General features: G+C 50.3%; 20 protein-coding genes and 1 pseudogene. 9 read left to right on the top strand and 12 right to left on the bottom strand.

Going from position 1 to position 25,737, the window contains the following annotated elements:
• Positions 1–36: 36 nt before the first annotated feature.
• From P1U47_RS08700 to P1U47_RS08690, 3 genes are read right to left on the bottom strand one after another with little or no spacing between them, the layout of a single operon-like run.
• Complete coding sequence (locus tag P1U47_RS08700; RefSeq protein ID WP_301028370.1) at positions 37–807, bottom strand: SprT family zinc-dependent metalloprotease; 771 nt, start codon at positions 805–807, stop codon at positions 37–39.
• 21 nt (positions 808–828) lie between these two features.
• Positions 829–2,343, bottom strand: coding sequence for a response regulator (locus tag P1U47_RS08695; RefSeq protein ID WP_301028369.1), 1,515 nt, complete (start codon positions 2,341–2,343; stop codon positions 829–831).
• On the bottom strand, positions 2,333–5,398 hold the full coding sequence (locus P1U47_RS08690; protein WP_301028368.1) for a cache domain-containing protein: 3,066 nt from the start codon (positions 5,396–5,398) through the stop codon (positions 2,333–2,335). Before P1U47_RS08690 ends, P1U47_RS08695 begins: the two co-directional genes overlap by 11 nt.
• Positions 5,399–5,590: 192 nt before the next feature.
• Here P1U47_RS08690 and P1U47_RS08685 point away from each other — a divergent pair, with 192 nt between their 5' ends.
• Positions 5,591–6,208 carry a response regulator transcription factor gene (locus P1U47_RS08685; protein WP_301028367.1) on the top strand — a complete coding sequence of 206 codons (618 nt, stop codon included), beginning with the start codon at positions 5,591–5,593 and terminating at the stop codon, positions 6,206–6,208.
• Here the strand turns inward: P1U47_RS08685 and P1U47_RS08680 are convergent.
• The 9 genes from P1U47_RS08680 to P1U47_RS08640 form a co-directional block, all read right to left on the bottom strand.
• Entirely contained in the window at positions 6,205–6,531 is a 327-nt protein-coding gene (locus P1U47_RS08680; RefSeq protein WP_301028366.1) for a YqcC family protein, read from the bottom strand. The two genes, P1U47_RS08685 and P1U47_RS08680, sit on opposite strands and share 4 nt — an antisense overlap.
• Before the next feature lie 6 nt (positions 6,532–6,537).
• Complete coding sequence (dinG, locus tag P1U47_RS08675; RefSeq protein ID WP_301028365.1) at positions 6,538–8,661, bottom strand: ATP-dependent DNA helicase DinG; 2,124 nt, start codon at positions 8,659–8,661, stop codon at positions 6,538–6,540.
• On the bottom strand, positions 8,662–9,828 hold the full coding sequence (locus tag P1U47_RS08670; protein WP_301028363.1) for a 1-acyl-sn-glycerol-3-phosphate acyltransferase: 1,167 nt from the start codon (positions 9,826–9,828) through the stop codon (positions 8,662–8,664). It lies immediately after the preceding gene.
• 224 nt (positions 9,829–10,052) lie between these two features.
• A complete protein-coding gene (locus P1U47_RS08665) occupies positions 10,053–12,323 on the bottom strand; it encodes a TonB-dependent receptor (RefSeq protein WP_301028362.1) in 2,271 nt (756 codons plus the stop codon).
• 78 nt (positions 12,324–12,401) lie between these two features.
• Entirely contained in the window at positions 12,402–13,796 is a 1,395-nt protein-coding gene (locus tag P1U47_RS08660; RefSeq protein WP_301028361.1) for a parallel beta-helix domain-containing protein, read from the bottom strand.
• Between the two features lie 11 nt (positions 13,797–13,807).
• The gene (locus P1U47_RS08655) at positions 13,808–14,995 is read right to left on the bottom strand and encodes a cytochrome c peroxidase (protein ID WP_301028360.1); all 1,188 of its coding nucleotides are present in this window, start codon (positions 14,993–14,995) and stop codon (positions 13,808–13,810) included.
• Positions 14,996–14,998: 3 nt separating this feature from the next.
• Entirely contained in the window at positions 14,999–15,676 is a 678-nt protein-coding gene (locus P1U47_RS08650; RefSeq protein WP_301028359.1) for a c-type cytochrome, read from the bottom strand.
• 457 nt (positions 15,677–16,133) lie between these two features.
• Positions 16,134–16,277 carry a hypothetical protein gene (locus tag P1U47_RS08645; RefSeq protein ID WP_301028358.1) on the bottom strand — a complete coding sequence of 48 codons (144 nt, stop codon included), beginning with the start codon at positions 16,275–16,277 and terminating at the stop codon, positions 16,134–16,136.
• Entirely contained in the window at positions 16,249–17,268 is a 1,020-nt protein-coding gene (locus P1U47_RS08640; RefSeq protein ID WP_301028357.1) for a DUF2804 domain-containing protein, read from the bottom strand. The genes P1U47_RS08645 and P1U47_RS08640 overlap by 29 nt, the downstream gene beginning before the upstream one ends.
• Positions 17,269–18,452: 1,184 nt before the next feature.
• Between P1U47_RS08640 and P1U47_RS08635 the strand changes: the two genes are divergently transcribed.
• The 8 genes and pseudogenes from P1U47_RS08635 to P1U47_RS08600 form a co-directional block, all read left to right on the top strand.
• Positions 18,453–19,478 carry a DUF3034 family protein gene (locus tag P1U47_RS08635; protein ID WP_301028356.1) on the top strand — a complete coding sequence of 342 codons (1,026 nt, stop codon included), beginning with the start codon at positions 18,453–18,455 and terminating at the stop codon, positions 19,476–19,478.
• Between the two features lie 41 nt (positions 19,479–19,519).
• The gene (locus tag P1U47_RS08630) at positions 19,520–19,981 is read left to right on the top strand and encodes a group 1 truncated hemoglobin (protein WP_301028355.1); all 462 of its coding nucleotides are present in this window, start codon (positions 19,520–19,522) and stop codon (positions 19,979–19,981) included.
• 19 nt (positions 19,982–20,000) lie between these two features.
• Positions 20,001–20,603 (top strand): FMN-binding protein, encoded by a 603-nt coding sequence (locus P1U47_RS08625; RefSeq protein WP_301028354.1) that lies wholly within the window; start codon positions 20,001–20,003, stop codon positions 20,601–20,603.
• Between the two features lie 20 nt (positions 20,604–20,623).
• A complete protein-coding gene (locus P1U47_RS08620; RefSeq protein ID WP_301028353.1) occupies positions 20,624–21,520 on the top strand; it encodes a PepSY domain-containing protein in 897 nt (298 codons plus the stop codon).
• 34 nt (positions 21,521–21,554) lie between these two features.
• A complete protein-coding gene (locus P1U47_RS08615) occupies positions 21,555–22,307 on the top strand; it encodes a cupredoxin domain-containing protein (protein WP_301028352.1) in 753 nt (250 codons plus the stop codon).
• 87 nt (positions 22,308–22,394) lie between these two features.
• On the top strand, positions 22,395–23,102 hold the full coding sequence (gene arsH / locus P1U47_RS08610; RefSeq protein WP_301028350.1) for an arsenical resistance protein ArsH: 708 nt from the start codon (positions 22,395–22,397) through the stop codon (positions 23,100–23,102).
• A gap of 4 nt (positions 23,103–23,106) precedes the next feature.
• Complete coding sequence (locus tag P1U47_RS08605; protein WP_301028349.1) at positions 23,107–23,850, top strand: 4'-phosphopantetheinyl transferase; 744 nt, start codon at positions 23,107–23,109, stop codon at positions 23,848–23,850.
• Between the two features lie 171 nt (positions 23,851–24,021).
• A pseudogene (locus P1U47_RS08600) lies at positions 24,022–25,700 on the top strand (non-ribosomal peptide synthetase); the annotation flags it as partial.
• Between the last annotated feature and the right edge of the window lie 37 nt (positions 25,701–25,737).

Raw genomic sequence — 25,737 nt, 5'->3', positions numbered from 1 at the left:
CCGCGGTATTAGCGCAGGCGCCGAGCTAAAGCGCCATCACTCGCGAATGATTGCCGCGCCGCAGGCCTCAAGCTCGGCCTTGCGCGCGCGCCAATCTGGCAGGGCGGCGTCCATTAAGGCATAAAAGCGCGGACTGTGATTAAACTCTTGCAAGTGACACAGCTCGTGCACAATAACGTAGTCGATACAGCGCTCACTGGCCTTAATCAAATGGGTATTTAGGCATAGCTTGCCACTGCTTGAGCAGCTCCCCCAGCGCGAGCGCATTCGCCGCAAGCGCAGTTCTGGCAGCTCGCTCACCCAAGCCAATTGCCCCGTAAAAAACGCCAGCCGCCGCGCAAATAAAACCTGGGCCTGTTGTTTATACCAGTGCTGTAGAGCTTGGCTTATCGCCTCGGGAGTGTGGAAATTAGCACGCGGGCTAATTAGCAGCTCGCCATCATGCAACACAATGCTGACGCGACGCGAAGCATTCAACTCATTAATTTTCAGGGTATAGCGCTGTCCTAGATACAAATGGGTCTCACCATCTGCGAAACACAAATCAGGGTTGCGGTACTGCTGGCGCTGCATGTCTTGGCGCCGCTGAAGAATCCACGCACTATTGCGCTGTATTAAGCTATCAATGTCGCGCCGCCTTGCGGCAAAGGGTGAGCGCACCAGCAAGCCACCCTTGGCGTCCAGCTGCAAGGTGAGCTTGCGCCGCCGCCGGCGACTGCGAATTAAGGTCAGCTCTAACTCGGTACCCTCGACCCAAACACGGGTCTTACTGCACTCTTCTAACGGCTTACGCCGCAGCAGATCCATAGTGTTTATCGCGCCGTTGATTTAGACATGAGCGGGAAAGTGGCAATGAAATATCGCCCCCCCAGCCGGATTGTGTTCGTGGTGTATATTGCCGCCATGGGCTTGCATAATAGATTGGCAAACCGACAAGCCAATCCCCATGCCGCCTTCTTTGGAGCTTACAAAGGGACTAAACAATTGGGCTTCAATTTCCGGTGCTAAACCGGCACCGCGATCTGTCACACTGAAACAAACCATGCCGTCTTCTAGGTAGGTTTTCACCTCTACCGGATCTTCATTGCCTGCATTCGCCGTTGACTCCATGGCATTGCGAATCAGATTCAGGGCAACTTGCTGTAACTGGACCTCATCGACGTGAATTTCTGGCAGATTTTCAGCACCGTGTAACACTACGGGTATCGCGTTTACCCGCGAATCGACTTCTGCCAGCGCCAATACATCTTCTAATACGCTATTAAGGGCAAAGACTTCGCGGCCGCCAGTAGGCTTTTTCACGTAGCTGCGCATGCGCTGAATCACCGCCGCAGCGCGCTCGGCCTGAATCGAAATCTTACTCAGCACGTCGTTCATTTTTTCGCGCTTGTCTTCGGGAAGATCCACTAAAAGACGCTGCGCCACACGGGCGTAATTAGTTACTGCAGTAAGCGGCTGATTTACTTCGTGGGCAATACCTGCGGCCATTTCACCGCCAGTGCTCAAACGCTCGATATGGGCCAAGTGCTGGCGCTGACTGTCGAGTTCTTCTCGCGCCGAATCCAGCGCCTGCTGGCTAGCCAACCACTCGCTGATGTCGCGCAACACCAGCACCGCGCCACCCTCTTTGCGCGGCGAACCGCTGAGCGCCACTCGCACAATCTCTCCATTGCGCGCAGTGAGCTCAGTGTCTTCTTTACGCAAGCTCACCCCGCCTTTGCAAAGCAACCCCAGCGCCTGATTAAGAGAGCTTTCGTCGGGGAAAAGTTTTAGCTGGGCAAACAATTCACCCATAGTGTCAGACACCGGCCACCCCGTTAGTTGCGCTGCACGGAGATTCATCGCACTAACGCGGCCCTCTACATCTAAACCAAATATGCCTTCTTCAACGGCATTTAAAATTCGCTGATTTTCGTCTTCTAACTCACTGTTGCGGCGCGCTAGTGCGCGCTCTAAACGCTGTATTTTAACGTGAGTACGAACCCGCGCCAGCACCTCGTCGGTTTGAAACGGTTTGGCAATATAGTCCACGCCGCCAATCGCCAAGCCGTGAACTTTAGACTGACTATCGGTAAGTGCCGACAGAAAAATAATCGCTATATTCGCTGTTTCCGGATCGGCCTTGAGGCGCTCACACACCTCAAAACCGTCCATGCCGGGCATCATTACATCTAAGAGAATTAGCGCGGGGCGAGCTTTGCGCGCGGTAAACAGTGCGGCTTTGCCGTCGCGGGCGGCCAGCAATCGATAACCGCTACCTTCAAGGGTTTTAAATAAAACCTGCAAATTGGTTGGGTTGTCATCGACCAATAATATTTGCTCGCCACCCACATCACGCGCCATTCAAACTGGCCTCGTTTGATGCACGCTTTAACAGGCGCGATAAATTATCAAAATCAAACTCGTTGAGAAATTCTTCGGCTTCTTCAACAAAGCCTCGGCATTCTGGATTGGCCCGCCGCAGCTGACCCAATAACTCACGGGTGCCCGTTACGTCACCCAAATCCACCGCCATTAACAGTTCTTGCAAATCCCGTTCAGGCGGCAATACCACCGCAACTTGCACCGCCGCCGGCGCGGCTTGTGCGGGTACCGTTTGCACGCTTGGCGCCGCCTCACCACCGCAGGTTTTGGCAACGATCTTCATTAAGTCTTCCATGCCAATGGGTTTCGGCAAGAAGCCATCACAGCCAACCTCAATGGCCTCGGCCATCATGTCTTCATCGGTGGTGGCCGAAGCCATCACAATCGCAACCTCGCTCATGCCCATCTCTTGCTTAATAATGCGAGTTGCCTCCATGCCATCCATTTCCGGCATGCGCAAATCCATTAGCACCAGCAGCGCTGTGCGCTCTTTTAGCAGTTCAATCACTTCTAAGCCATTGGCCGCTTCGCGAATATCGGTACTGACATCTTCAAGCATGCCAAGTAACACATGACGGTTTACCGCAACATCATCAGCGACAATAATGGCAGGGTTATTCGCTACCCTCGCCAGTAATTCCGGCACTGGATCCACCGCTTCAACCAAGGCGTCGTCTGCCACGCTATCGGTATCCATTTCAAGCAGCGGGATATCAAAATAGAAACAACTGCCTTGACCAAATTCACTGCTCAGATTCAAGCTGCCGCCCATAGCTTCAACAAGGCGCCGACATATTGCCAAACCCAAGCCAGTGCCTTTGCCGTCTTGGGGATTCACCTGCCGGAAAGGCTCAAATACATCGCGCAGCTTTTCTTCTGGAATGCCCATACCGCTGTCTTTAACAGAAAACAACAGCTGAGCCTGCTCTTGATTAACATCCAGCTTCAATTCAACTTTACCGCTGGCGGTAAATTTAACCGCGTTATCGAGTAAATTAACTAACACTTGGCGTAGCTTTACTTCGTCGACGTGTACATGACGCGGCACATCTTTTGCGATATTAACCACAAAATTCAAGCCCTTAGACTGGGCGCGATGACCGACAATATCACTGACACTGGATACAATTTCATTCAAATCATTGGCGCGACAAACAATGTCGATATTACCGCTTTCGATTTTTGCCAGATCCAACACATCATTAATAAGGGTAAGCAAATGCTTGCCGCAGCTCTCTATGGCCCGCAAATACTCCTGACTGCCACTGGGTAGACCCTTTTCGCGCTGCAGTAATTGGGCGTAGCCCAAAACCCCATTTAAGGGGGTGCGCAATTCATGGCTAACGCTAGACAGGAACTGACTCTTGGCGTGCAAGGCATCCTCGGCGGCGATTCTGGCATTGACCAGCTCTTGCTCAATGCGCTTGCGGTCAGTGACATCGGTCATGATCCCCATGGCGCGAATAGGTTTGTCGTTAGTGTCGTTTTCAACCACATCGCCACGGCTATAAATCCAGCGGTATTTGCCCGCCCGATCTCTCACCCGAAACTCAACACTATTACCCGTTGCCAGCCCCAGCCAGCTATCAACGGCTGAAGCAATAATTTGCATATCGTCGCTGTTGGCAATATGTTTAAACGCGCCCACTGGGTAGGGTTTAGTCGGCACATCATAGCCAAGCATACGAAAGAAACTCTCGCCCACAGTGACCAAGCCGGTCTGTAAATCAAGGTCCCACAAATGGTTTTGGGCGGCATCCAGCGCCAACTGAAAACGCCGCTCGCTTAACTTTAAAGCGCGCTCAGTTTGGGTGCGCTTTTCCACCATGAAATTAGCATCTTCAGCCAATTTCTGAAATTCAGCGAAGGGCAGTTTATTCACATCAATCGCGGTAGAGCGCTTGCTGGCATCGGCAAAAAACTGCTGAAAAATTGTAAAGCCAGCAGCACTGCGCGAGGCCAACCAACGTGCCGCAAGGGTCGAAAACACCATTAACGCAAAAGCAATAATCACAATAAAGCGAATATGCTCTTGCACGCGGTCTTGCAGGGCGGCGCGCTCTTGCGCCAACTTTACATTGAGTTCATCAAGGAACACCCCAGAACCCAAGGTCCAACCCCAAGGTTCAAAGCGGCGAATATAGGAAATGACCGGTTTGCTCTGGCCACTTTGATCTACCCAGTTCAATTCGGTAAACAGGCTGCTATTACTACCGCTAACTTGGCTGCTTTTCTCGATAATACTGGGCATCAAGGCGCCGACGCTAGCCGGATCGTAGGCATTAACTAACTGCCGGCCGTCGCTGTCGACCACGAACATAATGGAGTTATCAGGGTCGATAGGCACCGCGGCGATACGCTCAACCACTTCGCGCTTGAGCCGGCCAACCTCATCGCGCAAATACACACTTGCACCCATATAGAGATCGAGGGGTTTGTAGTAGTAAACGAAACTAAAGTTGCGCTCGGTGGCTGCTCGGCCCTTTGCGTCAGTAAAGCGGTACTCGATAAAGTCGTAATTTTTATCTGTTATCGAACTTCGTATTTGGCTAGCGAAGGCGTCAAGTGCGGTTTTATCTGCAATTCGCTGGCTACCACGGGGGTGCATGGGCGCCAGCAAGGGCTTGCCAACACCGTCAAACAAAAAGAAAAAACCTTTATTGTCGAGAAAGCTCAGCGAGCTCATGGTGGCGCGCAGCCGCGTAATTTGCTCGGCGCGGCTTTCGCCCACAAACTCTTTGCGGGTGGTTTCGATTAACGACAGGCCAACCGCAACCTGCTGACGCAGATCGTTATATAGCTGGCGATTAAGCTGGGTGCGCTTAAACTCCAAATACTCCATTGCCTTATCGACTTCGCGGCGTAAAAGCTCGCGACGCGACTCTATATAGCTGTCACGCCACGCCTCACTCTGTTGAGTGTAGCGTTCGTATTCCTTGGCAATCCAGATATAGCCTAATATAGCCAAGGGAATCGCAGACAACGCGACTAGGCTTATCAGGTAAATCTGTACTAAACTGCGCTTAGTTCGCATGCGCAACCCTTGTTGTGTGGCAAACCCATGTTTGCCTTGCGATGTATAATAAGGCGAAAGCTTATCCAGTCTTGACCCTTATCGCCAGTATCATTAACGAAAACATCAATACAATTAATTAAGCCCAGCAAAGGCTTAGGATTTCATGGTAGCCTAAGCACACGATAAAACGGTAACCGCAAGGACGTAATAATGACAGTAGAAGCCACGGTGTACCTCGTTGAGGACGATGACGCGGTAAGAGATTCACTCCAAATGGTATTGGAATCAGTGGGCCATACGGTGGCCAGCTACTCCAGAGCAGACACCTTCTTAGATGACTATAGTGTAGATATGGCAGGCTGTCTGGTGCTAGATATTCGCATGCCGGGTATGAATGGCATGGAATTACAGCGTCAGCTCAATACTCGAAATTCTATTTTGCCAATTATTTTTGTGACCGGTCACGGTGACGTGCCCATGGCCGTTGACGCCATGCAGCGCGGCGCAGTAGATTTTGTGCAAAAGCCGTATCGCGAAGAAGAGCTGCTGGGCAAAATTCAACAGGCCATTGCCGCCGATGTTGAAAACCGTGCCGACCTCGAAGAAAAGCACAAAATCCGCGCCAAGCTGACCGACTTAACACCCCGCGAGACCCAGGTCATGGAACTGATGATTGAGGGTAAAGCCAATAAAGTGATCGCCTACGATCTCGATATTAGCCAGCGCACGGTAGAAATACACCGTGCTCGGGTTATGGAAAAAATGGGGGTGCGCTCGCTGGCCCACCTTGTGCGAATGGTAATGGCTGCAGAAGACAACAACGGCTAGCGGCGACCGCCAAGCAAGTTATCCATTCTTGTCAACGCGGCCAGCAGACCTGCCACCGGCAATTGCTGACCGCGAAAATACTCTTCCGCCATGGGTGTAATACCACAGGCCGTTGGTAGCCCCGCCTTTTGCGCCACTAAAAAATGCATTTTGGGCACAAACACAAACTGCAACCACTGGCCAAAATTCAAAGTATCTACCGCAAAGGGTTGCTCGCTGCGCAAGGCTTCTGGCGCCGGCGCAATCGCATCCCAGCAGCCGATTTGGCGCAGCGCAGCTTCAATATCAATTAACACTTCAGCCACTTGGTGGTAATGACTCATCCCGAACTACTCAATAATTTGCTGGTATGGCGGCATCGATGCCAGCATTTTACGGCCGTAATGGCGGCTCACAATGCGCCGATCCAGAATGGTAATCCGGCCGGTGTCGGCCTCGTTGCGCAACAACCGGCCACTGGCCTGAATTAAACGCACCGCCGCGTCGGGCACGGTGATATCCATAAAGGGATTGCCCTTGTTGCGGCTTATCCACTCCGCCAGCGCCTCTTCAACGGGGTCTTCTGGCACCGCGAAGGGAATTTTTGCAATTACCACATGGGTGCAGTATTTGCCCGGTAAATCCACCCCTTCGGCAAAGCTGGCCAAACCAAAAATCACACTGCCCGCACCATCATCCAAACACGTGCGATGGCGGGTGAGAATCTCGTGCTTGGGCAAATCATCTTGCGCCAAAATACGAGCCTGCCACTCGGCCGACAAACCCTCGCGCACCGCCCGCAATTGCTTGCGCGAGGAAAATAGCACCAAGCTGCCCGCATCGGCATCTAATAAGGTCGGCAGCATATCAATGAGGGCAGCGGTATGCGCCTCGGCATTACCGGCGTCGCAATCCATTGCGGGTATATACAATTCAGCGGCTTCAGCGTGACGAAAGGGGCTGGGCACAACCTCAAAGCTGGCATCGGTATCTAAACCGGCACGCATACTAAAACGATCAAAGCTGCCCAGGGCGGTCAAGGTGGCCGAGGTGAGCACGGCACCAAAACAGCGCGACCACAAAGCTGATTTCAGCGCATTTGCCGCCAAAATGGGGCTGGCATTCAACTCCACATCAAACAAGCCCTGCCCAGTTTCAACTAACGCCAACCAACGTGCATTGGGCGGTTTCTCCTTCGTTGCGTCACTGGCAAAGGAACGCCACAAGGCCGCGGCGGACTCCGCCCGAAAACGCGCCATCGACACCGTGGTTAACCACTGTTCGTTGGCCTCACGGTTGCCGCTCAACTCATTGGTGTCCATACCGTCTTGCAGGCTATCGATAATTTTCTCGGCCTGCTTGATTACCTCGCTAAACCCCGCCAACAAGCTCTTGGCGTGCTCAACCAGCACTGGCGGCACAATGCCGTCGGCAAAGCGCAGGCTTTTCACACCTTGGCGCTCCTGCGCGCCTTCTAGCAGCTCTTCTAATACCGGCCGCAGTGGTATTAAGCCCCGCCGCACCGCAATGAGCAGACTCAACAGACTTTCCAGCTCGCCGCGAATACTGTTATCCATTATCGGCAGGGCAACCATGGCGCTGAGCGCCCGCTCAATCTGCTCCATCCAGCGCTCAGTTGCCGCTAGGCGGAAATTAGCGCTGAAGTGATTAATAACCTTATCCGGCAAATGGTGAGCTTCGTCGAAGATGTAAATACACTCTTCTGGCGGTGGCAGTATCGCGCCGCCACCCAGCGCGAGATCAGCGAGCACAAGGTCGTGATTGGCCACAATGACATCGGCTTGCGCCAAGGACTCGCGCGCTTTAAAGAAACTGCACTGTTTTACATGGCTGCAGCGCCTGCCGGTGCACTGGGCGTGGTCGGTGGTGACTCGCGCCCACTTATCGTCGGCGATAACGGTTTTCCAATCGTCACGATCACCCGCCCACTGTCCCGTGGCCATCTGCTGCGCAAAGTCGGTATACAGCGACAAGCTCTCGGCGTCGGGTGCCGCCATATGCTCATCAATATACAGCGGCAGCACCTTGGCATCGCCACCCGAGAGCAGCTGATCGAGTTTAGACAAGCAAATATAGCGACGACGGCCTTTAGAGAGACTAATGGAGAATTGCAAACCGCTATTGGTAAGCACATCGGGCAGATCCCGGTAGATAATCTGCTCTTGCAGCGCGACAGTCGCAGTGGAAATAACTAAGGTTTTATCGCAGGCCTTGGCGATAGGCACCGCCGCCACGGCGTAGGCGAGAGTTTTACCGGTACCCGTACCGGCCTCCACCACACAAAGGTGATCGCCACCCCCGCGCTGCTGCTCCTGATTGCGCTTTATACCGCCAAGAGTACGCGCGATATGGGCGATCATCAGGCGCTGGCCGTAGCGGGCCTTAAGTTGTTTTACATCCAAAAATTGGCGGTAGGCGTCTTGAATTGTCTTTTTTAACTCGTCGGTGAGCACCTATATGGCCTCTTCAACGATCCGCAGGTCGGCGCTGTCTAATTGATTTATCACTGGGTTAGCGTAAATTTCCATGGCTTTATTGCGGTAATCTGCGGGCATTTGGCTAAAGCGCTTATCAAAAACCTCGATATCTGCCGCTGTTATCTCCGGCAGCATCGGCAGGGCTTTCCAGTTATCGTTCTGAACTACCCGCATATAAGCAATGATATTACTTGGGTGCAGGCGGTATTGGTCAATAATGACCTCATCCAACTTCGCCGCTACGGCAACAGCATCGCTAAACTCGCCCTTTAAAGGCGCGCCAAAGGCCACGTGAACATGACCTTTATTGCCAACGATGCCAGTAGCGATGCTTTTTAAATCTTCGTGCTCGGCCTTTTGATAGGCACCATCGCGCTCGATATGCACCAGCTCCTGCGCCTTGGCGGCATCTAGCGGATCCCATTCATAGGATATTGAGACCGGCACAATATTGAGCTTATTCACATAGTCAGAAAAGCTCTCGTCGGGCTTGTTCTGAGCCATGCCAATCATTTTAATGACAGCGGCTTCGGTGGCGTCGTTACCATCTTTGGCGCGGCCTTCACGCTGGGCAATCCAAATCGAACTGCGTTCTTCTAACAAAGAAAAGCGGATATAGCTGGCCAATTGCCGAAACGCGGCCAGCATCTGCCGGGGGCCACGAGCCGAGCGGCGCACAACAAAACTTTTGTTTAAACGCATTAAATCAGCGGCGAAGGGCTTGGACAAAAGGTTGTCGCCAATGGCGATGCGCACAGTATCGCGCTCGTGATGGTAAAGCGCGTAGTTAACAAAGGCGGGGTCTAGCGCAATATCGCGGTGGTTGCTGATATACAAATAGGCCTGTTCAGAATCAAGTTTCTCTAGGCCAGAGACTTGAAAGCTGGTGGTATGCCCCTCGATCATGGCATCCATATAGCCTTTAACGACCCACTGAAAATCGCCAACATTGGCAATGCCCTTCATTTCACGCGCCAAATACCACCGCACCAACGGCCTAACCAACCACGGCAAGGCCTTGTTTAAGCGCGGCAAGCGCAGGCTGGCGATGATATTGAGCATTTCGGGATCGACCAATAACTTTGCCAATACCGGCGCCACTTCGTCGTCGTGGTAGGGCCGTATCTCAGCGAAGGTATCCATTGCTCTGTGCTCTCAACGATATAAAGGGGCGTACAATAAAGGATTCAGCCGCAGGCGTCATCTCCCTCGCCAAGGCAAATTCCAGCCTACTCGCCAATACCGTTGCCCTAGAGAGGCATAAACACGATATCAAAGCCTAAAACAAAACAACAAATAAGATAAAAATTCTTATAAATCAATCACTTAAAAACACACCCCAACATCATTCTAATACCGTACTCGCCTTAAAACACGAATTTCAAATCCACACCGTAGGTCAGCGGCGCAATAATGCCCACATGGTAAGTGCCTAACTCGCCACCGGTTAAGCCGCCAGGCTGAGAAACGCGCTCATTACCCAATAAGTTTTTACCCCACAGTGCAAATTCATAGCTGCCACTCGGCGTCGTCCACGCCAAACGCCCATTGAGTAAGCTGGTATCATCACCGTAGCCGTTAACGCTATTAAACGCATCAAGATGATCTTCATTAGATTGCTCGACATTCTCCTCATAAATATAATCGACATGGAGTAACAGCAATCCGTAACCAAACTCTGGCGACCAATCCATGGTTACCGTGTATTCCTGTGGCGCGGTAGCGTTTACCTGATTCGCTTCCTGAAAATTGCCGTCTTTGTCGTAATACGCCGCTCGGCTAGACTCCTGTTCGCGATAGGTGTAAATCAGGCCAAACCGCAGGTTGTCATTCACCAGCCAGTCCGCCGTTAGCTCAATACCCTGAATATCTTCGTCTGTACTAATAACCGTCGGCACCGCACCACTACTATTTGGGGTTTTTGATTCTATCGACTCTTGCCGATCGTCAATAACCATTTTGAACAGCGCAATTTGAGTACGAATTTTGTCCTCAAGCAAATCCCCTTTTAAACCCAGCTCGACGTTCGTTACCACTTCCGGCGCCAAAGGCACTACTCTTGAACCAGTATTTAAGGAGTCATAACCACCAGACTTATAGCCGGTGGAATAGCTCAAAAATGCCATTGCGCCCTCGCTAACTTGAAAGTTAGCGACCACTCGGCCAGTGATTTTGTCCCAGCTTGCACTGCCTTGCTCAAGACCGTCAGAATTAAAGAAGAAGTTTTCGCCCTGAGCTTGAGAGAGAGGGAAATTGGTCAACGGCGCATACCAGCTAAAAGCCTTTTTATCATTGCTGTAACGCAAGCCAGTAATAATATTCAGCCAATCATTGATCGTAAAATCGAGGTCAGTAAAAAATCCGTAGGTCTCAAAGTCGCCTTCGTTGGTCATGGTCTCGATAACATAATTACCCGAAATGGGGCCGCCTATCAGGGTATTTAAAATACCCGACGGTACGCCGGTCATGGCCGAGGCTAATTCCACCACGGCGCCATAGCTAAAGGTTAAGGCGGTTTGCTGATAGGTGTCTTCCTTGCTGTAATTAGCGCCAAATACCGCGTCGACCCAATCTAGCGCCACATTAAATTGCGCTTCAAAATAGGCGATATCAGAGTCTTCTATATTGTTAGTGTCAACGTAGACTGATTCGTCGGCAGTGGCGTCTTCATCCTGTAAATTATAAGTTTCAAAGGCGCGATAGCTGGCAATCAAACTCATGGTGGCAACATCATTTATGTCGTACCAAAGCTTGCCGGTAATGCCCTGCATATCGCGGGTTTCACCGCCATTAATGGCGTCGGTCTCTAATTTGCGCTCGGTAGGATCTGGGTACGTGGCATACTCTTCACTAGTACTAAGACGAGCCTGCGGACCATTGTCGACCTTGTCGATGTCGTAAGCCATTTGCAGGGTGAGCCGGTCGGTGGTTTCCCAGCGCAGCGCCAAACGCGCAAATTGGTTGTTTTGCTCACCAGGATCAGGCGTCGCGGGGCCGAGCATGTCGAGTACTGCGCCGCGCTGGTTATGCATGATATTCATGCGCAACGCAAGGCTGTCAGTAAGCGGGGTATTACTCATACCCTCAACCCGAAACAAATCGTAATTACCAAACTTTACCGTAATAAAGCCTTCGCGCTCATCCAAGCTCGGCGCATTTGGAATAAAGTTCACCACCCCCGCCGCTGCATTGCGACCAAACAAGGTGCCCTGCGGCCCCTTTAACACCTCTACCCTTTCCATATCGGAAAACGGCACCGTAATTGCCGCTCGCGGTAGGTACACGCCATCAAGAAAAGTTGCTACTGAAGGGTCACCGCCGGTACTGATATTTGAGCTTTCTATACCGCGAATGATAAATGACGACTGGGTTGTGCCGCCGCCACGCCCGTCTTCACCGACTTTCAGGCCCGGAATATAAGCCTGAATATCTTCCATGGTAAGCGCGCCGGTGTTCTCTAAATCTTGATTAGTGAAGGTATCGACAGTAACTGGCACCGTCATCGCGCTTTGCTCGCGCTTTTGGGCGGTAACCACAACCTCCTCTAGCGCTAGGTTTTTGGCGGCATGCGCGCTGCGTGCACCCAGTACGGCCAATCCGATTGCACAGGCCAAGCGACTTCTACTATTGAATGTCATATACCGCCCTCACGCTATCAATATTGGTGGGCGCTGCAATGCAGTGCCCACTCCATTCAAAATCAAGTACTCGCTCAATTATTTGCTAACCTTCAACATATACTCAGCGACTTCTTTTCTTAGCTCTGGCGACAAATGCCCCTGCGACGGCATAGCGGGGTAGTCCGGCCGCACTTTGTGTGGCTCGGCAATATAGTCTGCAATGCCTTGGGCGTCATTGCGGTATAAGGCCTGCACCGTTAGGGTCGGTGGCCCGATCATGCGTAAGTTATAAGCGTGGCAGCCCGCGCAAATACCTTGGTAAAGTAATTTAGTGCGATTGGTCACGGTCACCGGCTCATTCGGCGCACCGCCAGCAATACGATAGCTCTGTACATCTGCCGTGCTGGTGCGCTCGCACTCTGACCATTTTTTAACACCGAAGCTGGTGTAGCGCTCACGATTAATAATGCAGTTATCCACCTCTTGGGCAGAACCCGGTGTTGCTAAAATATCTGGGCCACTGCGACTAAACTGGGTAAGCATTAGCGCTTTAACTTCGGCAACGGGATCAGCGCCGTTGTCGAACATCAAATTATCGAGAAACACCAAACGGTCGGGATTAGGCTCAGACTCTGGATCACTGGAGATATCGGTAATAAACGCTAAGTCGGTAATCACGATGCCAGCGGTTTTATTCCCCGACACAATATTACCTTCCACAATCACATCGTCGGCAGCCATAACCACAATACCAATACCCCGCGGCACTTTAGAAACAATCGAGCCCGGTGCACCGAAGTTGGCGGTATTATTATTGACTACAAAGTTATTGCGCAAAATTACGTCATAAGTGGTTTTAATCGGCAAGCCCGGCGTAATGAATACCAGCAAGCCGGCGGTATTGTCATGGGCGTAATTATTTTCGACTAAGGCGTGACGGGTATTTTCTATCTCGATACCGGCAACGTTATCGAATACCTCGTTGTGGCGCACATCAACGTTATCGCACATACCCACATAAATTGCCGCGTCTTCAATGCCGCTCAACACGTTGTATTCAATTAAGCCATTTTTACCAAACTGGGGGAAAATCCCATACACCCCAGTATCAATGATTTTGTTGTAGCGAATACTGAAGTTATTACCAGACTGCCCCATAATCGCATTACCCTTGTAATGAGTAATGGTTAGCCACTCCACAGTAAAATCATTGCCGGAGTATAGAATAGCGTCGTTACGCTTACCCTCGCCCTCCATAACCGGCCACTTACCGTCTTCAACCACCCCGCGCAGGGTAATATTGTCTTTGTCGATATAAACACTTTCTTTATAGGTACCCGGATAAATTAAAACCACATCGCCAGGTTCCGCAGCGTTAACCGCATCCTGAATGAGTTCACCATCTTTTACTGAGATATCCGCCGCCCACAAGCTCGGCACAACGAACAGTAAACTCAGGCTCAGCAGCCCCAATCGAAACGGATTTCTCATTATTACGCTCCTCAATGTTCAGCGTCTAAATTAGACATAGTTGATGCCGTCACGCCAACGGCTTTCAGCCCAGACGGCACTGCGCTCGGTAGCTGAGGCATAAAGCTTTCATCTGTTAGCGTTTTTAAAAACGCGACAAGCAAATCCAATTCACGATCGCTTAGATTGGGTTCCCAAATATGCCAATGCAAACTCAACTTTTCACCAGCAGGCACCGCGTGGCCACGCCCGCCGGTGTAAAAAGCGACAGTTTCACGCAAGGTTTTAAATCGACCAGAGTGCATATACGGCGCGCTTAATTCTATATTTCGAAGTGTTGGCACTTTAAAACCGCCCCGCTGGGAAGCATCGCCACTCACCCCTTGAGCGCCGCTGTCTAGCGGCTGCCCGTCCGGCTCGGGAGTGCCCAATACCGCGATTTGCTGATTAGTGAACGCGGGCGGGGTGTGGCACTCGGCGCAGCGCGCCACAAAGGAGCGAAACACATTCATGCCTTCGATTTCATCTGAATTCAGTACCTCGTGGACACCGTTGGCATATAAGTCATAGCGGCTATTTAGTGACACGAGGGAAGCTTCAAAGGCGGTGATCGCCGTGTAAATTCGATCCAGACTTATGATTGAGTCGCCGTAAGCCTGCTTAAATAAACTTGGATAATGGTCGCTTTGTTGCAAACTTTTCAACAAATTATCACGGCTATTACCCATCTCAACTGGGGAGTAAAGTGGCCCTTCCATTTGCGCCTCAAGGGAACTGGCCCGCGCATCCCAAAACAAGCGTTTTAAGAAACCTACATTCCACAAACTTGGTGCCGAGCGATGCGCTAGCTGGCCATTAATCCCAACGCTAACACCGCGACCGTCGGCAAAGCCCTTACTGGGTTGATGGCAAGAGGAGCAAGCTAGTGTTCCGTCTCCGGAAAGCAGGGGGTCAAAAAACATCAAGCGACCCAAATCAATCTGCTGGGGAGTAAACCCTTCGCGCAAAGGCGGCAAACCGGTTTTCAAACCGCCCACACCAGAATTTTGCAGGGAGGCGTAGTTGCCATAAAGACTTTGCAAATAGCAGCGCCCCTGGTCGGGCCGAAACCCTGCGGGGCAAATGTCGCTTAACCGCCATTCAGCGCTCGCGGAGTTGGGCAACGCCAACATCAGTACCGCAAGACATAGCAGTAAAACTTGGTGAAACACCTCTGTCACGCCTCAGTCTGCCAAAGACTGAATATATACCACCACATCCTTGGCGACGTCGGCATCGGGCAGGGTTTTACCCATCATAGACATCTGATAACCGTAGCGGTCAGACTCATCACTGCCACGCACACCTTTGCTGAAGTGCTCAAACTGCTGGAGTAAATACCAGTCATCTACCCCTGCCAGCGCGGGCACCTGTAATTTTTCATTACCCTCTGCCGCGGGACCATGGCAGGCGCCACAAAGATTAGAGTAGTAGTCGGCACCGCGCTTAACATTGCCCTCTAGCGTCGCTGCGGCGGGCTTTGCCTTAAAATCGCCAATGTAGGCAACAACTGCTTTTACCGCTGCATCATCAAACAGCGTTTTTGCTATCGCCTGCATTTGCGCGCCAAAGGCATCGTCGGGATGGCTGCCGCGCAATCCAGAGCGGAAACCCACCAGCTGCCGCTCCAAGTACCAGCTCTGTTGATTGCTGAGCGAGGGTGCGCTAAGCGCCTTATTTCCTTCACCGCTGGCGCCATGGCAGGCTGCACACGCCGCATACAGCTTCGCCCCTGAAGCAGAACTGCTATTCTGCAGAGCCGCTACCGCAGCGCTGGCCGCCTGCTCACTATTTGCACTGGGCGCAGAATCATTACTACACGCGGCGAGGGCAAGGCTAAGGAGCAATATCGGTAATTTCATATTCTTTTCCCTTGAAGGACCATAACGCTATATACAACAAACGCCCAACTCGCCACTGAGCCACAGCCATCGCGTAAACTGCGCATGGTTTTCACACCGCAGTTCAGCACACAAACACTCAAAATGCTTATAATGTGATTTACTCAGACTAGCCTATGTTTACACTGTCATCAATACATTAAACTAGCTATTTTTGCGGTAACACGCAGGTAACTTCCGCCATGTTCCAGAAATTTTACACATTTTGGCGAGCAAACCGCTGCCCCAAACCCGCGCCCAACACCAAAAAATACGATTCAAACAATTAACGCAAAACCCTAATTTCAAACGCTAATTACCACTAAGCAGCATTATTATTGTCACCATGCACGCCACAAAGGCGCTTTGTGTAGGCAAAAAAATGGGCGCCATATTGGCGCCCATTCTTGTTAGTTTCGTCGTTAATTTGCGTTTGAAGCTAGGGTTTATCGGTATACATAATTGGGTCACCGGCATCGCGATAGGACTTTGCCCCCCAGCAGTAAGCTCCGGAATTGCCGGTGTAGTTCACCGCGTTGCCCTCCCTAATCGGTTCACCAGCGGGCATAGTGATCTTCGACAAAGCCCCACGCCTTACTAAGCTCAACGGTTTCACCACCTAGGTGAATTTGGCCTTCAAAAACGCCAAAATGCTGGGTGAAATTTGAAGCGAGAATCAATGCATTGCGCTTTTCTTTGCGCTGCCCAACGGGTTTAAAGCGCAAATCGATCTGGCCATCGGCAGAGCGTATTCGCCACTCTGCCATGGTTTGATAACGTGAAAACTGAAAATCGGCCATATCCACTTTAAACAGTTGGTCACCCAACCACAGAGCATTTTCGGTAAAGCCAGTTTCATTCACCCCAGCGGCTAGATTCATCCCTAAGCGGCGACCATCTGCCAAGGTACAAGACAGGCTAGCCCAATTCCAAAAGGTTTCACCGCGCATATAGCCCGCTGTCCAATCTACCGAAGCAAGCGTATTCATGGCGGCCAAATCAAAGTTTTTACCTCGCCAGCGCAACTGGCCTTGGCAGGGCAGCGCCGCCGTTTTTTGAGTAAATACCCAGCCCTGATAACCGGCGCGGGTACATAAGACTAAAGGTGCACAACTGGATTCGTCTATTTGTGCGGCAATTTCAACGCCACTTACTAAAGAAACCGTCAGCCGACGCTGGGCTGGGTTTTCGTCGGCAATGATCGATACAGTGTTTTTACCTTGCCGAAATACTGCCTCTCCCGAATTTGGGCACAGGCTTAATGAAGTATTCCGCGCCAATAGCTGCGTAAAACTAAACTCTTCGAACTCACCGTCTTCAGTACTGTAAAGGTAGACAAAGACATTACTCAGCAATTTTAAGTTAACAATCGCAATTCCCACTATTAATGAGGGGCTAACCAGAGCAACAAACTGGAATTGATTGAATTTAAAACGCTTAGCCAAGCCGCCAAGCTTGCGATCCATTGGGCTACGCAAATCGTAGTCGAGGTAATTAATCTCGCCAACACCTTCGGCAAACAGCCCAAACTCAGGCTGGCCGGCACTATTAATCAATTTTGTTTTCACCGCCATAGGGCTCTCTTTATTATAAATATTAATTAGATAGCAAATTTCGCCGATCTAGGCGCAAATACCCGCGATTTCAAGGTTTAACAACTCGAACTCAATAGCGCTGACCGCCATAACTCTAAGTAGGCGCTTCTACGGTGAACCTGAGCAGGAGAATACACGCGAAAAACCACTCCAGCCACGCCGCCTACTATTACGTCTAATCCACAGGGCCGCTGGGCTTCAGTACAGGAATCATACTACAACGCAGGACCTGCTTAAAAAACGTCAAAGCAAGCGCAGAAAGTGCCGTATGAAATACGAATGTGACAGGAAAAGCGCTATTAACCAAAATCCCACAAGGGCGCGGTGATGAAGGCGCCAAAGATATCAGCACAAGGCCGTTGGTCGCCGGCAATCCTATTCCATTAGATTCTTTAGCAATCACCCAGTATCAAATTACCCCATGCTGGCCAGCTGCACCTGTTAACCGCAATAAATAGCGCATCAGCCGCAAATAAATTACCTCTAATTAGCTCGGCAAAACGGCTACTGCTGCCAAGCAAACCCCATACAAACTCCCAATATGTGCACTCCATCACACTCAACACCCTGAGTTAATTAGAAAAACTCGTACGCAGGAGAAGGCGTTTCACACCCCAAAAATTAATTTCGCCCCATTTTGTACCAAGTGGCCGAAATTCAAGTCGATAAAATGGCAACATTATCGTGCAAACAGGGGAATCGCCATTTTAATGCACGACTAAAAAACGGAATTCAGCAACGATTGCAAAAAAAAATCCCCGCCCCAAAATTTTCAATATAAAAAATAAATGTTCCAAAATAAAACCCATAAAATATTATTTGCTTTTTATTGCACTTTTAAAATGCAAAACACCCAAATTTACCGGTTAATCGCCGCACCAAAATGTACCGCACATACGGTGCCACTCATCACCAAGCCCGCCTCATTTTTAGATGGCACACCCATTGCTGTGTGTGTAATGCACCCTTAACAAGACGGATAGCGTGTTTTAGAACGGCAACAATTTGGAGCGCAGAACTGATTACCGCAAGGCAATCATTCTAGATTTCCAGTGTTCCGACACTACTACTAGACATTTCTGCAAAACGCGGGGCGCTTTACTCAAGCACGGTAGTTTTCTATTGATTAGGAGCATCAAGATGGAAGAAGCAAAAAAAATGGCTTGCGTCTTTTTAAAAGCGCAGCGCTAGTTGCCGCAATCTTTGCGGGCAACGCAACTCAGGCCGAAATGTTTAACACCGGCAAGGTACTCGCAACAGGCGGCGTTAGTATGATAGACGGTGCTGGCGGTGGCGGTATCACCCCTTGGGCGACCATCACGGGTTACGCAACTCGCGACGGTATTAATGGAGACCTACACTACACTTACGCACCACTAGCCAACTACACTCTGCACTCCGTAGGTGCCGCAGTTGGTTTTTGGGATCGCTTTGAACTGTCCTATGCGCATAGCACGCTCACCACGGGCTCTACCTTTGATACTGTTGGCCTAGTAGCCGATACCGCTGGCGGCCTTACTGGTCAATTAGCGGGAACACCAATCAATACCGGCATTGAACCATTCAATACCACCATCGAGATGGACATCATCGGCGCTAAGGTTCGAGTGTTTGGCGAAGCCATTTACGACTCTGACAATCTTATCCCCCAGGTTGCCATTGGTGGCTTCTACAAAAAGAACAAGAACGATGAACTATTAACTACTCTTAAAGCAGCTAAAACGAAAGATTGGGAAGCCTATATTTCGGCGACCAAAATTTTCTTCCCTATCAATACACTTATTAACATCACTGCACGCTACACAGCAGCAAACCAAACTGGCCTAGTTGGATTTGGCGGTCCCAGCGATGAAGACAAGGAAATTCGTCCTGAGATATCTCTCGCTTACTTATTGCGTAAAGATACTGTTATTGGTGTTGAGTGGGCTAAGCACGGCGATAATCTTGAAGGCGAAAGTGTCGAGATAGCCGGCCTGAATTTAACTGAACTTCAACCTACCTTAGAAACCTTGGGATTAGGGAATTTGTCTGGCACCTTAACCCAGCATGAGAGCGATTGGTTTGATGCATTCATTGCTTATTTCCCCAACAAAAATCTGTCAATGACTTTTGCCTACGCAATGCTTGGCGACATAACCATCACGCCTGACCAGCACGGGTTTTATCTATCACTCCAGGCCAGCTTCTAAACACGATATTAGCTAAGTCTACTAGATCTCAGGAGAGCATCATGAAACCGATATTTCGCACTATCGCCATAGCCATTCTCGCAGGCACTGCAGCGCTGCCAAGCTTTGCGCAAACCGGTAAAACACCAACCCTTCCCGGCCTAGACAGCGACGTCATAGAACAATGGGGCGGCGAAGAAGGGGTTCGCAACTGGGTAGAGAGCTTGTTTTACTACATTATGCTAGATAACCGGATTAATCATATTTTCCGCGAATTTGGCAACATCGAACGCCAGATATTTTTAAACACCCAACTTGAAATGATGGTACTAGGCGCCGGAACTGAATACCAAGGCGCCAGCATGGCAGCGGCTCACGCCGACCTCGGCATTACCGTAACGCAATTTAATGCCGTTGTTGAAGCTGCCTATAACGCATGTGAACGAGTCAACTTAACCTACGAAGCGTGTAACCAGCTAATTGCTGCACTCGCTCCACTAGAGCGCGTAATCGTCACTCGCTAATTAGTAATACGGAGAATACATGTTCTATCCATTTGAAAAAATGGGCGGCACGGCATCTAATGATGCCGTTGCGCGGCGCCCACAAGATGCAGAAAAAATAATTTTACTTGTGTTTTTCCTGCTTATTACCACTCTTTACTCAGGAAGTGTAAAAGCATTTGAACTGTATAAAACATTTCAGACACCGGATGTCTTTCTTGCCGAAATGTTCAACAACAATGTACCAACGCCGGTAGTGCTGAATTTAGACGCTAACGCACAAAGTGAAATCAGCGCGGTATTCAATCGCCCCTTCCCTTCCCAGCGAGTTCGCTACTGGAAAGATGCGAGTAAAACTGTGTGGGTTTTTGACGATATTGGTAAAGAAGGCTATGTGCCAACCACCTCAGGATTTGCTGTTAGCAACGGAGAAATCGAAACCGCTCGCGTTTTAATTTATCGCGAATCCCGCGGCGAGCAAGTTGCCGAACCGTCTTTTCTAAATCAATTAAAAGGCGCCAAAGCAGCCGGCAGCGGGCTAAGCAATAAGGTCGACAACATCACCGGCGCAACCCTGTCGGTAGTAATGATGGAACGCATGGCGCGTACCGCTATCACCTTAGATTCATTAAGCCGTAAATAAATGGCTTTCTGGGAGGCTCTATGAACACGCCAAATGCCCTTCGCGCTGACGTAGACAGCGCGAATTATAATGAAGCACAAACACCGAACGTCCAGAAGGTCGCCATTAAATCAGTTGCTCCGGCGCGCAAGAAACCTGCAGCACCAAAGCGCAATACCTCAATGCTATTACGCCAATGGCACCAACGCCTTGGCATATTTGCATTTATCTTTATGGGCTGGTTAGGTTTTAGCGGAATTCTGCTCAACCAGAGCGTTAGTATGGGACTAGACGCGATTCGCGTGGGCTCTACCACGCTAATGTCGCTTTATGGCTTGCACACTACCATTCCAGAAAATGGCTATTTTTCTGACGAGCACTGGCTCGTAACCACCACCGAAAATACCGTTTTAGACAATATTGCCCTTGATCGGCACATCCCATCACCACTGGGCTTCGTCGATATCAAAAACAGCGGAGAAGAACTGCTGTTTGTCGCCACCAACGACAAACTTACCTTGCTTTCGCCCAAAGGCGTACTGATCGAGGAGCTTAGCGGTTATATGCTTCCTGTTGGCCATATTCGCGGCATCGGCAGCCTGCAACAGCAGGGCACCTCGTTTTTAGCTCTGCAAGGTGAAGGAAGCTATATCAGTGCCGATGGCCTAACGTGGGAAGACTTTGAAGACAATGGCAACGTTAAATGGTCTTCGCTCACCGCTCTAACCGAGAGCGCGAAAAGTGACGTAGAACCCTATGCCCACCCCACCGTGGCCTTAGAACAAGTTTTAATTGATCTACACAGCGGCAGGCTGTTTGGGTCTATTGGCTCAACCTTAATTAATTTAGTTGGTGCTGCTGCAGTATTGCTGTCCATTACTGGAATATGGATGACATGGCGAACCAATCGCATGCGCAACGCGCGTCAAAAGAAATAATCGACAGTTCGAAATGCCCGATGTGGAGGCAAAAATGAAAACCTATTTATTGTTTACGTCATTGACTGCGCTAATTATGTTTGCTGGTGCCGCCATTTCCTCCGACATGATGGCACCCAAAGGTGGCACCGTAAAAATTCAAAACTATGCCTTTGGACCAAGCACTATCACCAGCACGCCGGGTAAAGAAATCGTGTGGCATAACAATGACAGCAGCAGCCACACCATTCTTATTGATGGTCACGAAAGCCCTCGTTTAAAAAAAGGCGACGAGTATCACAATACATTCACAGTACCAGGGGAATATCACTACCAGTGCGGCATTCATAAATCGATGAAAGGCGTTGTTATCGTCACGGCCGATGGCACGGCAAATGCTAGTGTAAATACAAACGTGAGCGCCAATATGCCCAAAGCGGCATATTCCAGCCCTACGCCCTCCCCTAGCCCTGTGAAGGAGAAGCCTATGCGGATGTCATCTACAACCATGCCGGTGTCTGCACCGCACCCAACACCCGTTAACAAGAACATTCAGGCCGACGAGAACACCGTTTCTATTGTTGACTTTATGCGTTTTTCGCCCGCAGTGCTTACGGTAACAGCTGGAACCGAGGTTACGTGGAATAATCACGACGGCTCAAATCATATTATTCAAGTTGGCAAGATCCGCAGCCCGCGACTCCGCCACGACGGCAGTTTTTCCTATCGCTTCGACACGCCCGGCGAATACCCCTATATTTGCGGTATTCACGGCAATAAAATGTCGGGAAAAATTATCGTAAAGTAAATACTCGCCGTAATTAACGCGGCGGTTGATCCACATTCGAGGCTAGGGCAAACTTAGGCCTTTATTTCTGCCACGCTGCCCTAGACTATGACTGATATCGTCAATTGCGACTCCGACGCCCTAAGCCCCATCGACACAGAGCAATTATTACAGCCCGTCAGCGATGACAGCCCGATAAAAATCTTAATTCTCTACGGTTCACTACGAAATCGCTCGTTCAGCCGCTTACTTGCCCAAGAGTGCGCGCGGCTACTGAACTATTATGGCGCCGAAGCCAGAATATATAACCCCTCTGGCCTACCCCTACCCGACGATAGCGGCGATGACCACCCCAAGGTCGTCGAGCTGCGCGAGCTCGCACAGTGGTGCGACGGAATGGTGTGGTGCTCGCCGGAACGTCACGGCGCCATGACCGGCATTATGAAAGCGCAAATCGACTGGATACCCCTTAGCATCGGCGCAGTGCGGCCAACGCAGGGTAAAACCTTGGCTGTAATGCAAGTCAACGGCGGCTCGCAATCCTTTAACGCGGTCAATCAAATGCGCATATTAGGTCGCTGGATGCGGATGTTTACCATTCCCAACCAATCCTCGGTTGCCAAAGCGTGGCTAGAGTTTGACGACAACGACCGCATGAAACCCTCGGCCTATTACAATCGGGTCGTAGACGTTATAGAAGAGCTAGTGAAATTCACGCTGCTACTCAGAAACAAAAAAGAAATATTGGTCGACCGCTACTCCGAGCGGGTTGAGTCTGCCGAAGCCCTGCGCCAGCGACTTAGTGTGCGCAGTTAAGAGCATGAGCAAAACGGCGCAAAAGGCACTCGCGGAATTTATCTGTATTGCCCCTGTAGACCAGCGCCTAAATCCCGCTGTTTTAATGTCGGGATCATTCAAGCTTGAGCTATTTGACGACGCGTTTTTTAGCGAAGCTGCAATCCACCTACCAAACACGATCAGCAGGGCCAGCAGCAAACGCAAGGCGGAATATTTTTGTGGTCGCTATCTTGCCGCACTAGCACTGCGTCACTACGGTGCGGAACATTTTGACGTGCTCGCCGACGACAAACGCTGCCCCCAGTGGCCCAAAGGATTCATTGGCAGCATTAGCCACACCGACGACTTTGCCGCCTGCGCCCTTGCCCCCAGCAGCGAACTAAGCGCGCTTGGCATAGATTGCCAAGCGATCCTCAGCCCAGCCAAGGCCGAAAAACTTTGGCCAAAAATTATCGACCGCGACGAATTCAACATCATCGCCGCTTCGAGCGTCGAGCTAAACTACGGATTAAGTCTGTGCTTCTCCGCCAAGGAGAGTATCTATAAAGCGCTTTACCCTTTCATCAGAAAATTCTTTGGCTTTAGCGCCGCCAAGCTCTGCGCAATAAACCCTGAGCAGCAATACTTAGAATTTGATTTCGCACCAGAACTGGCCGCGCTACTTGGCATCAAACAAACCCTAAAGGTTTATTACCATCGCGACAGCGATCGTATTCTTAGCTACCTATCCCTTACCCCTCAGCAGTTTTATTCTGCTACAATTTAAATCACCCTTTATTATTGACTGCGCACTCGCGGGCCAAACTCGCCTTAAAAGGCAGCCATCCTGCTTGTGCAATGTGAAATAAAATCGGTTCATCTATATTTATACTTTAGAATCAAAATCTTATAACGAGCATTAAAAACTAAAACTTAACACTAACGTTTAAAGCTTAAAATGCGAAAGGAAAAACGAACGGAGTATGGATGCTGTCGGATGAATACCCAAGAACACGAATTAGCTAAGCTATCTTTACTTGAACACCATCATCTTTCGGCGCGGGCCGCACATCCCGCCGTATTTGCACTCGACCAAGCCCCACTCAGCTATGCCGCCTTAGCCCAGCAACTCCAATACACCCACAAGCAGCTTCAACTCGCGGGCATCGCTCGTGAGGATCGCGTTGCAGTTATTCTGCCACAAGGGCCAGAAAATGCGGTCCTCTGCCTAGCACTGATGGAATACTGTTGCTGTGTGCCGTTAAATCCTGAGTTAAATGAAATTGAATTACATGCGCTCATAGCGCCACTCGATATCGCACTGCTGATCACCTCGCAAGAACAACGCCTACCAAAACTCCTCACGCCGCATCCGATACCTGCTTACTACTGCATACATCCGGCACCACCGCAAGACCAAAACCAGTACCCTTGAGCCGCCAAAACTTACTGGTTTCATGCCACAACCTGATCCAGTCACTCACGCTTTCTCAGCGTGATACTGTATTAAATATGATGCCGCAATTTCATATCGGCGCGTTACTCGACTTGCTGCTCGCCCCACTATTAAGTGGCGGCAGTGTCATTATTGCTCGCGACTTAAGCGCTTCGACTTTTTTTAATTGTCTTAAACAGTTCCAAGCAACGTGGTATCAAGGTGTACCCACTATGCTCGCCGAGCTGTGCCGCGAAGCGCGCTTTATGGCGCAATCAGACCTCAGCTCCAGCCTGCGTTTTTGTCGTTCGGTGTCCGCGCCATTACCCGAAGCTACCCATCTTCAGTTTGAATCTCTGTTCAATATCCCCGTCGTCGAAATTTACGGCATGAGCGAAGCCGCTGGTCTTATTTGCAGTAATCCACTAACACCGAAATCGCAGCGCAAGGGCAGTGTTGGCCGTTGTGCCGGCGTTGAAATCAAGATCATTGATGACTACGGAAATCCCACGAGATTTGGTCAAGCAGGTGAAATCATAATAGCCGGTAAAAACGTTTTTGCCGGCTATTTAAATCAGGATTCGAACCAGACGGACTTTATCGGCAGCTGGTTTAGAACCGGCGATCTCGGCTATTTTGACGAAGACGGATATCTTTTTTTAACCGGGCGTATTAAAGACATCATTAACCGTGGCGGCGAAAAAATTGCGCCACTTGAAATAGACAACTGTCTGCTAAGCCTTCCAGAAATTCAAGACGCTGCGTGTTTTTCCGTCGAACACCCAAGCTTAGGCGAAGAAGTCGCTGCCGCCGTTGTCCTCAATAACAGCACCAAAGATAATTCAGAAAACATATTAGCAAAACTGAGCACACAGCTTAGTCAGCATAAAATCCCCCGCCAGCTGTTTTTTTGTGAGGAACTACCTCGCAACGCAGGGGGAAAACTACAGCGTCACAAACTCTCAGAAAAATACGGCAGTAAACCGCGACTCCCAAGCAAAGCCAAACTACCACCCCGTAGTGACCTAGAAAAACAATTACTGAAAATATGGCAACATCACCTTGAAATTGAAGATATTGGCGTCGACGATAATTTTTTTGACTTAGGCGGAAACTCGCTGAGCGCCACGAGCTTTATCGCCGACCTAGAGGCGCTCCTCGGCGCCAAGCTCCCGCCCGGTATTTTATTCGATTACCCAAGTATTGCAGAACTCGATCGCGTCCTAAGCGAGCGAACAA

It is taken from the genome of Zhongshania sp., from assembly GCF_029212375.1.
Classification (GTDB): domain Bacteria; phylum Pseudomonadota; class Gammaproteobacteria; order Pseudomonadales; family Spongiibacteraceae; genus Spongiibacter.
Note: the sequence above shows the minus strand (reverse complement) of the source record. Positions and strands in the feature narration are given on the sequence as shown.

Coding starts and splice junctions, on each gene's coding strand:
- P1U47_RS08650 (WP_301028359.1), bottom strand. CDS start 15,676: ATGAAATTACCGATATTGCTCCTTAGCCTTGCCCTCGCCGCGTGTAGT.
- P1U47_RS08685 (WP_301028367.1), top strand. CDS start 5,591: ATGACAGTAGAAGCCACGGTGTACCTCGTTGAGGACGATGACGCGGTA.
- arsH (WP_301028350.1), top strand. CDS start 22,395: ATGACTGATATCGTCAATTGCGACTCCGACGCCCTAAGCCCCATCGAC.
- P1U47_RS08660 (WP_301028361.1), bottom strand. CDS start 13,796: ATGAGAAATCCGTTTCGATTGGGGCTGCTGAGCCTGAGTTTACTGTTC.
- P1U47_RS08615 (WP_301028352.1), top strand. CDS start 21,555: ATGAAAACCTATTTATTGTTTACGTCATTGACTGCGCTAATTATGTTT.
- P1U47_RS08700 (WP_301028370.1), bottom strand. CDS start 807: ATGGATCTGCTGCGGCGTAAGCCGTTAGAAGAGTGCAGTAAGACCCGT.
- P1U47_RS08605 (WP_301028349.1), top strand. CDS start 23,107: ATGAGCAAAACGGCGCAAAAGGCACTCGCGGAATTTATCTGTATTGCC.
- P1U47_RS08625 (WP_301028354.1), top strand. CDS start 20,001: ATGTTCTATCCATTTGAAAAAATGGGCGGCACGGCATCTAATGATGCC.
- P1U47_RS08640 (WP_301028357.1), bottom strand. CDS start 17,268: ATGGCGGTGAAAACAAAATTGATTAATAGTGCCGGCCAGCCTGAGTTT.
- P1U47_RS08695 (WP_301028369.1), bottom strand. CDS start 2,343: ATGGCGCGTGATGTGGGTGGCGAGCAAATATTATTGGTCGATGACAAC.
- P1U47_RS08665 (WP_301028362.1), bottom strand. CDS start 12,323: ATGACATTCAATAGTAGAAGTCGCTTGGCCTGTGCAATCGGATTGGCC.
- P1U47_RS08620 (WP_301028353.1), top strand. CDS start 20,624: ATGAACACGCCAAATGCCCTTCGCGCTGACGTAGACAGCGCGAATTAT.
- P1U47_RS08670 (WP_301028363.1), bottom strand. CDS start 9,828: ATGGATACCTTCGCTGAGATACGGCCCTACCACGACGACGAAGTGGCG.
- P1U47_RS08630 (WP_301028355.1), top strand. CDS start 19,520: ATGAAACCGATATTTCGCACTATCGCCATAGCCATTCTCGCAGGCACT.
- P1U47_RS08680 (WP_301028366.1), bottom strand. CDS start 6,531: ATGAGTCATTACCACCAAGTGGCTGAAGTGTTAATTGATATTGAAGCT.
- P1U47_RS08690 (WP_301028368.1), bottom strand. CDS start 5,398: ATGCGAACTAAGCGCAGTTTAGTACAGATTTACCTGATAAGCCTAGTC.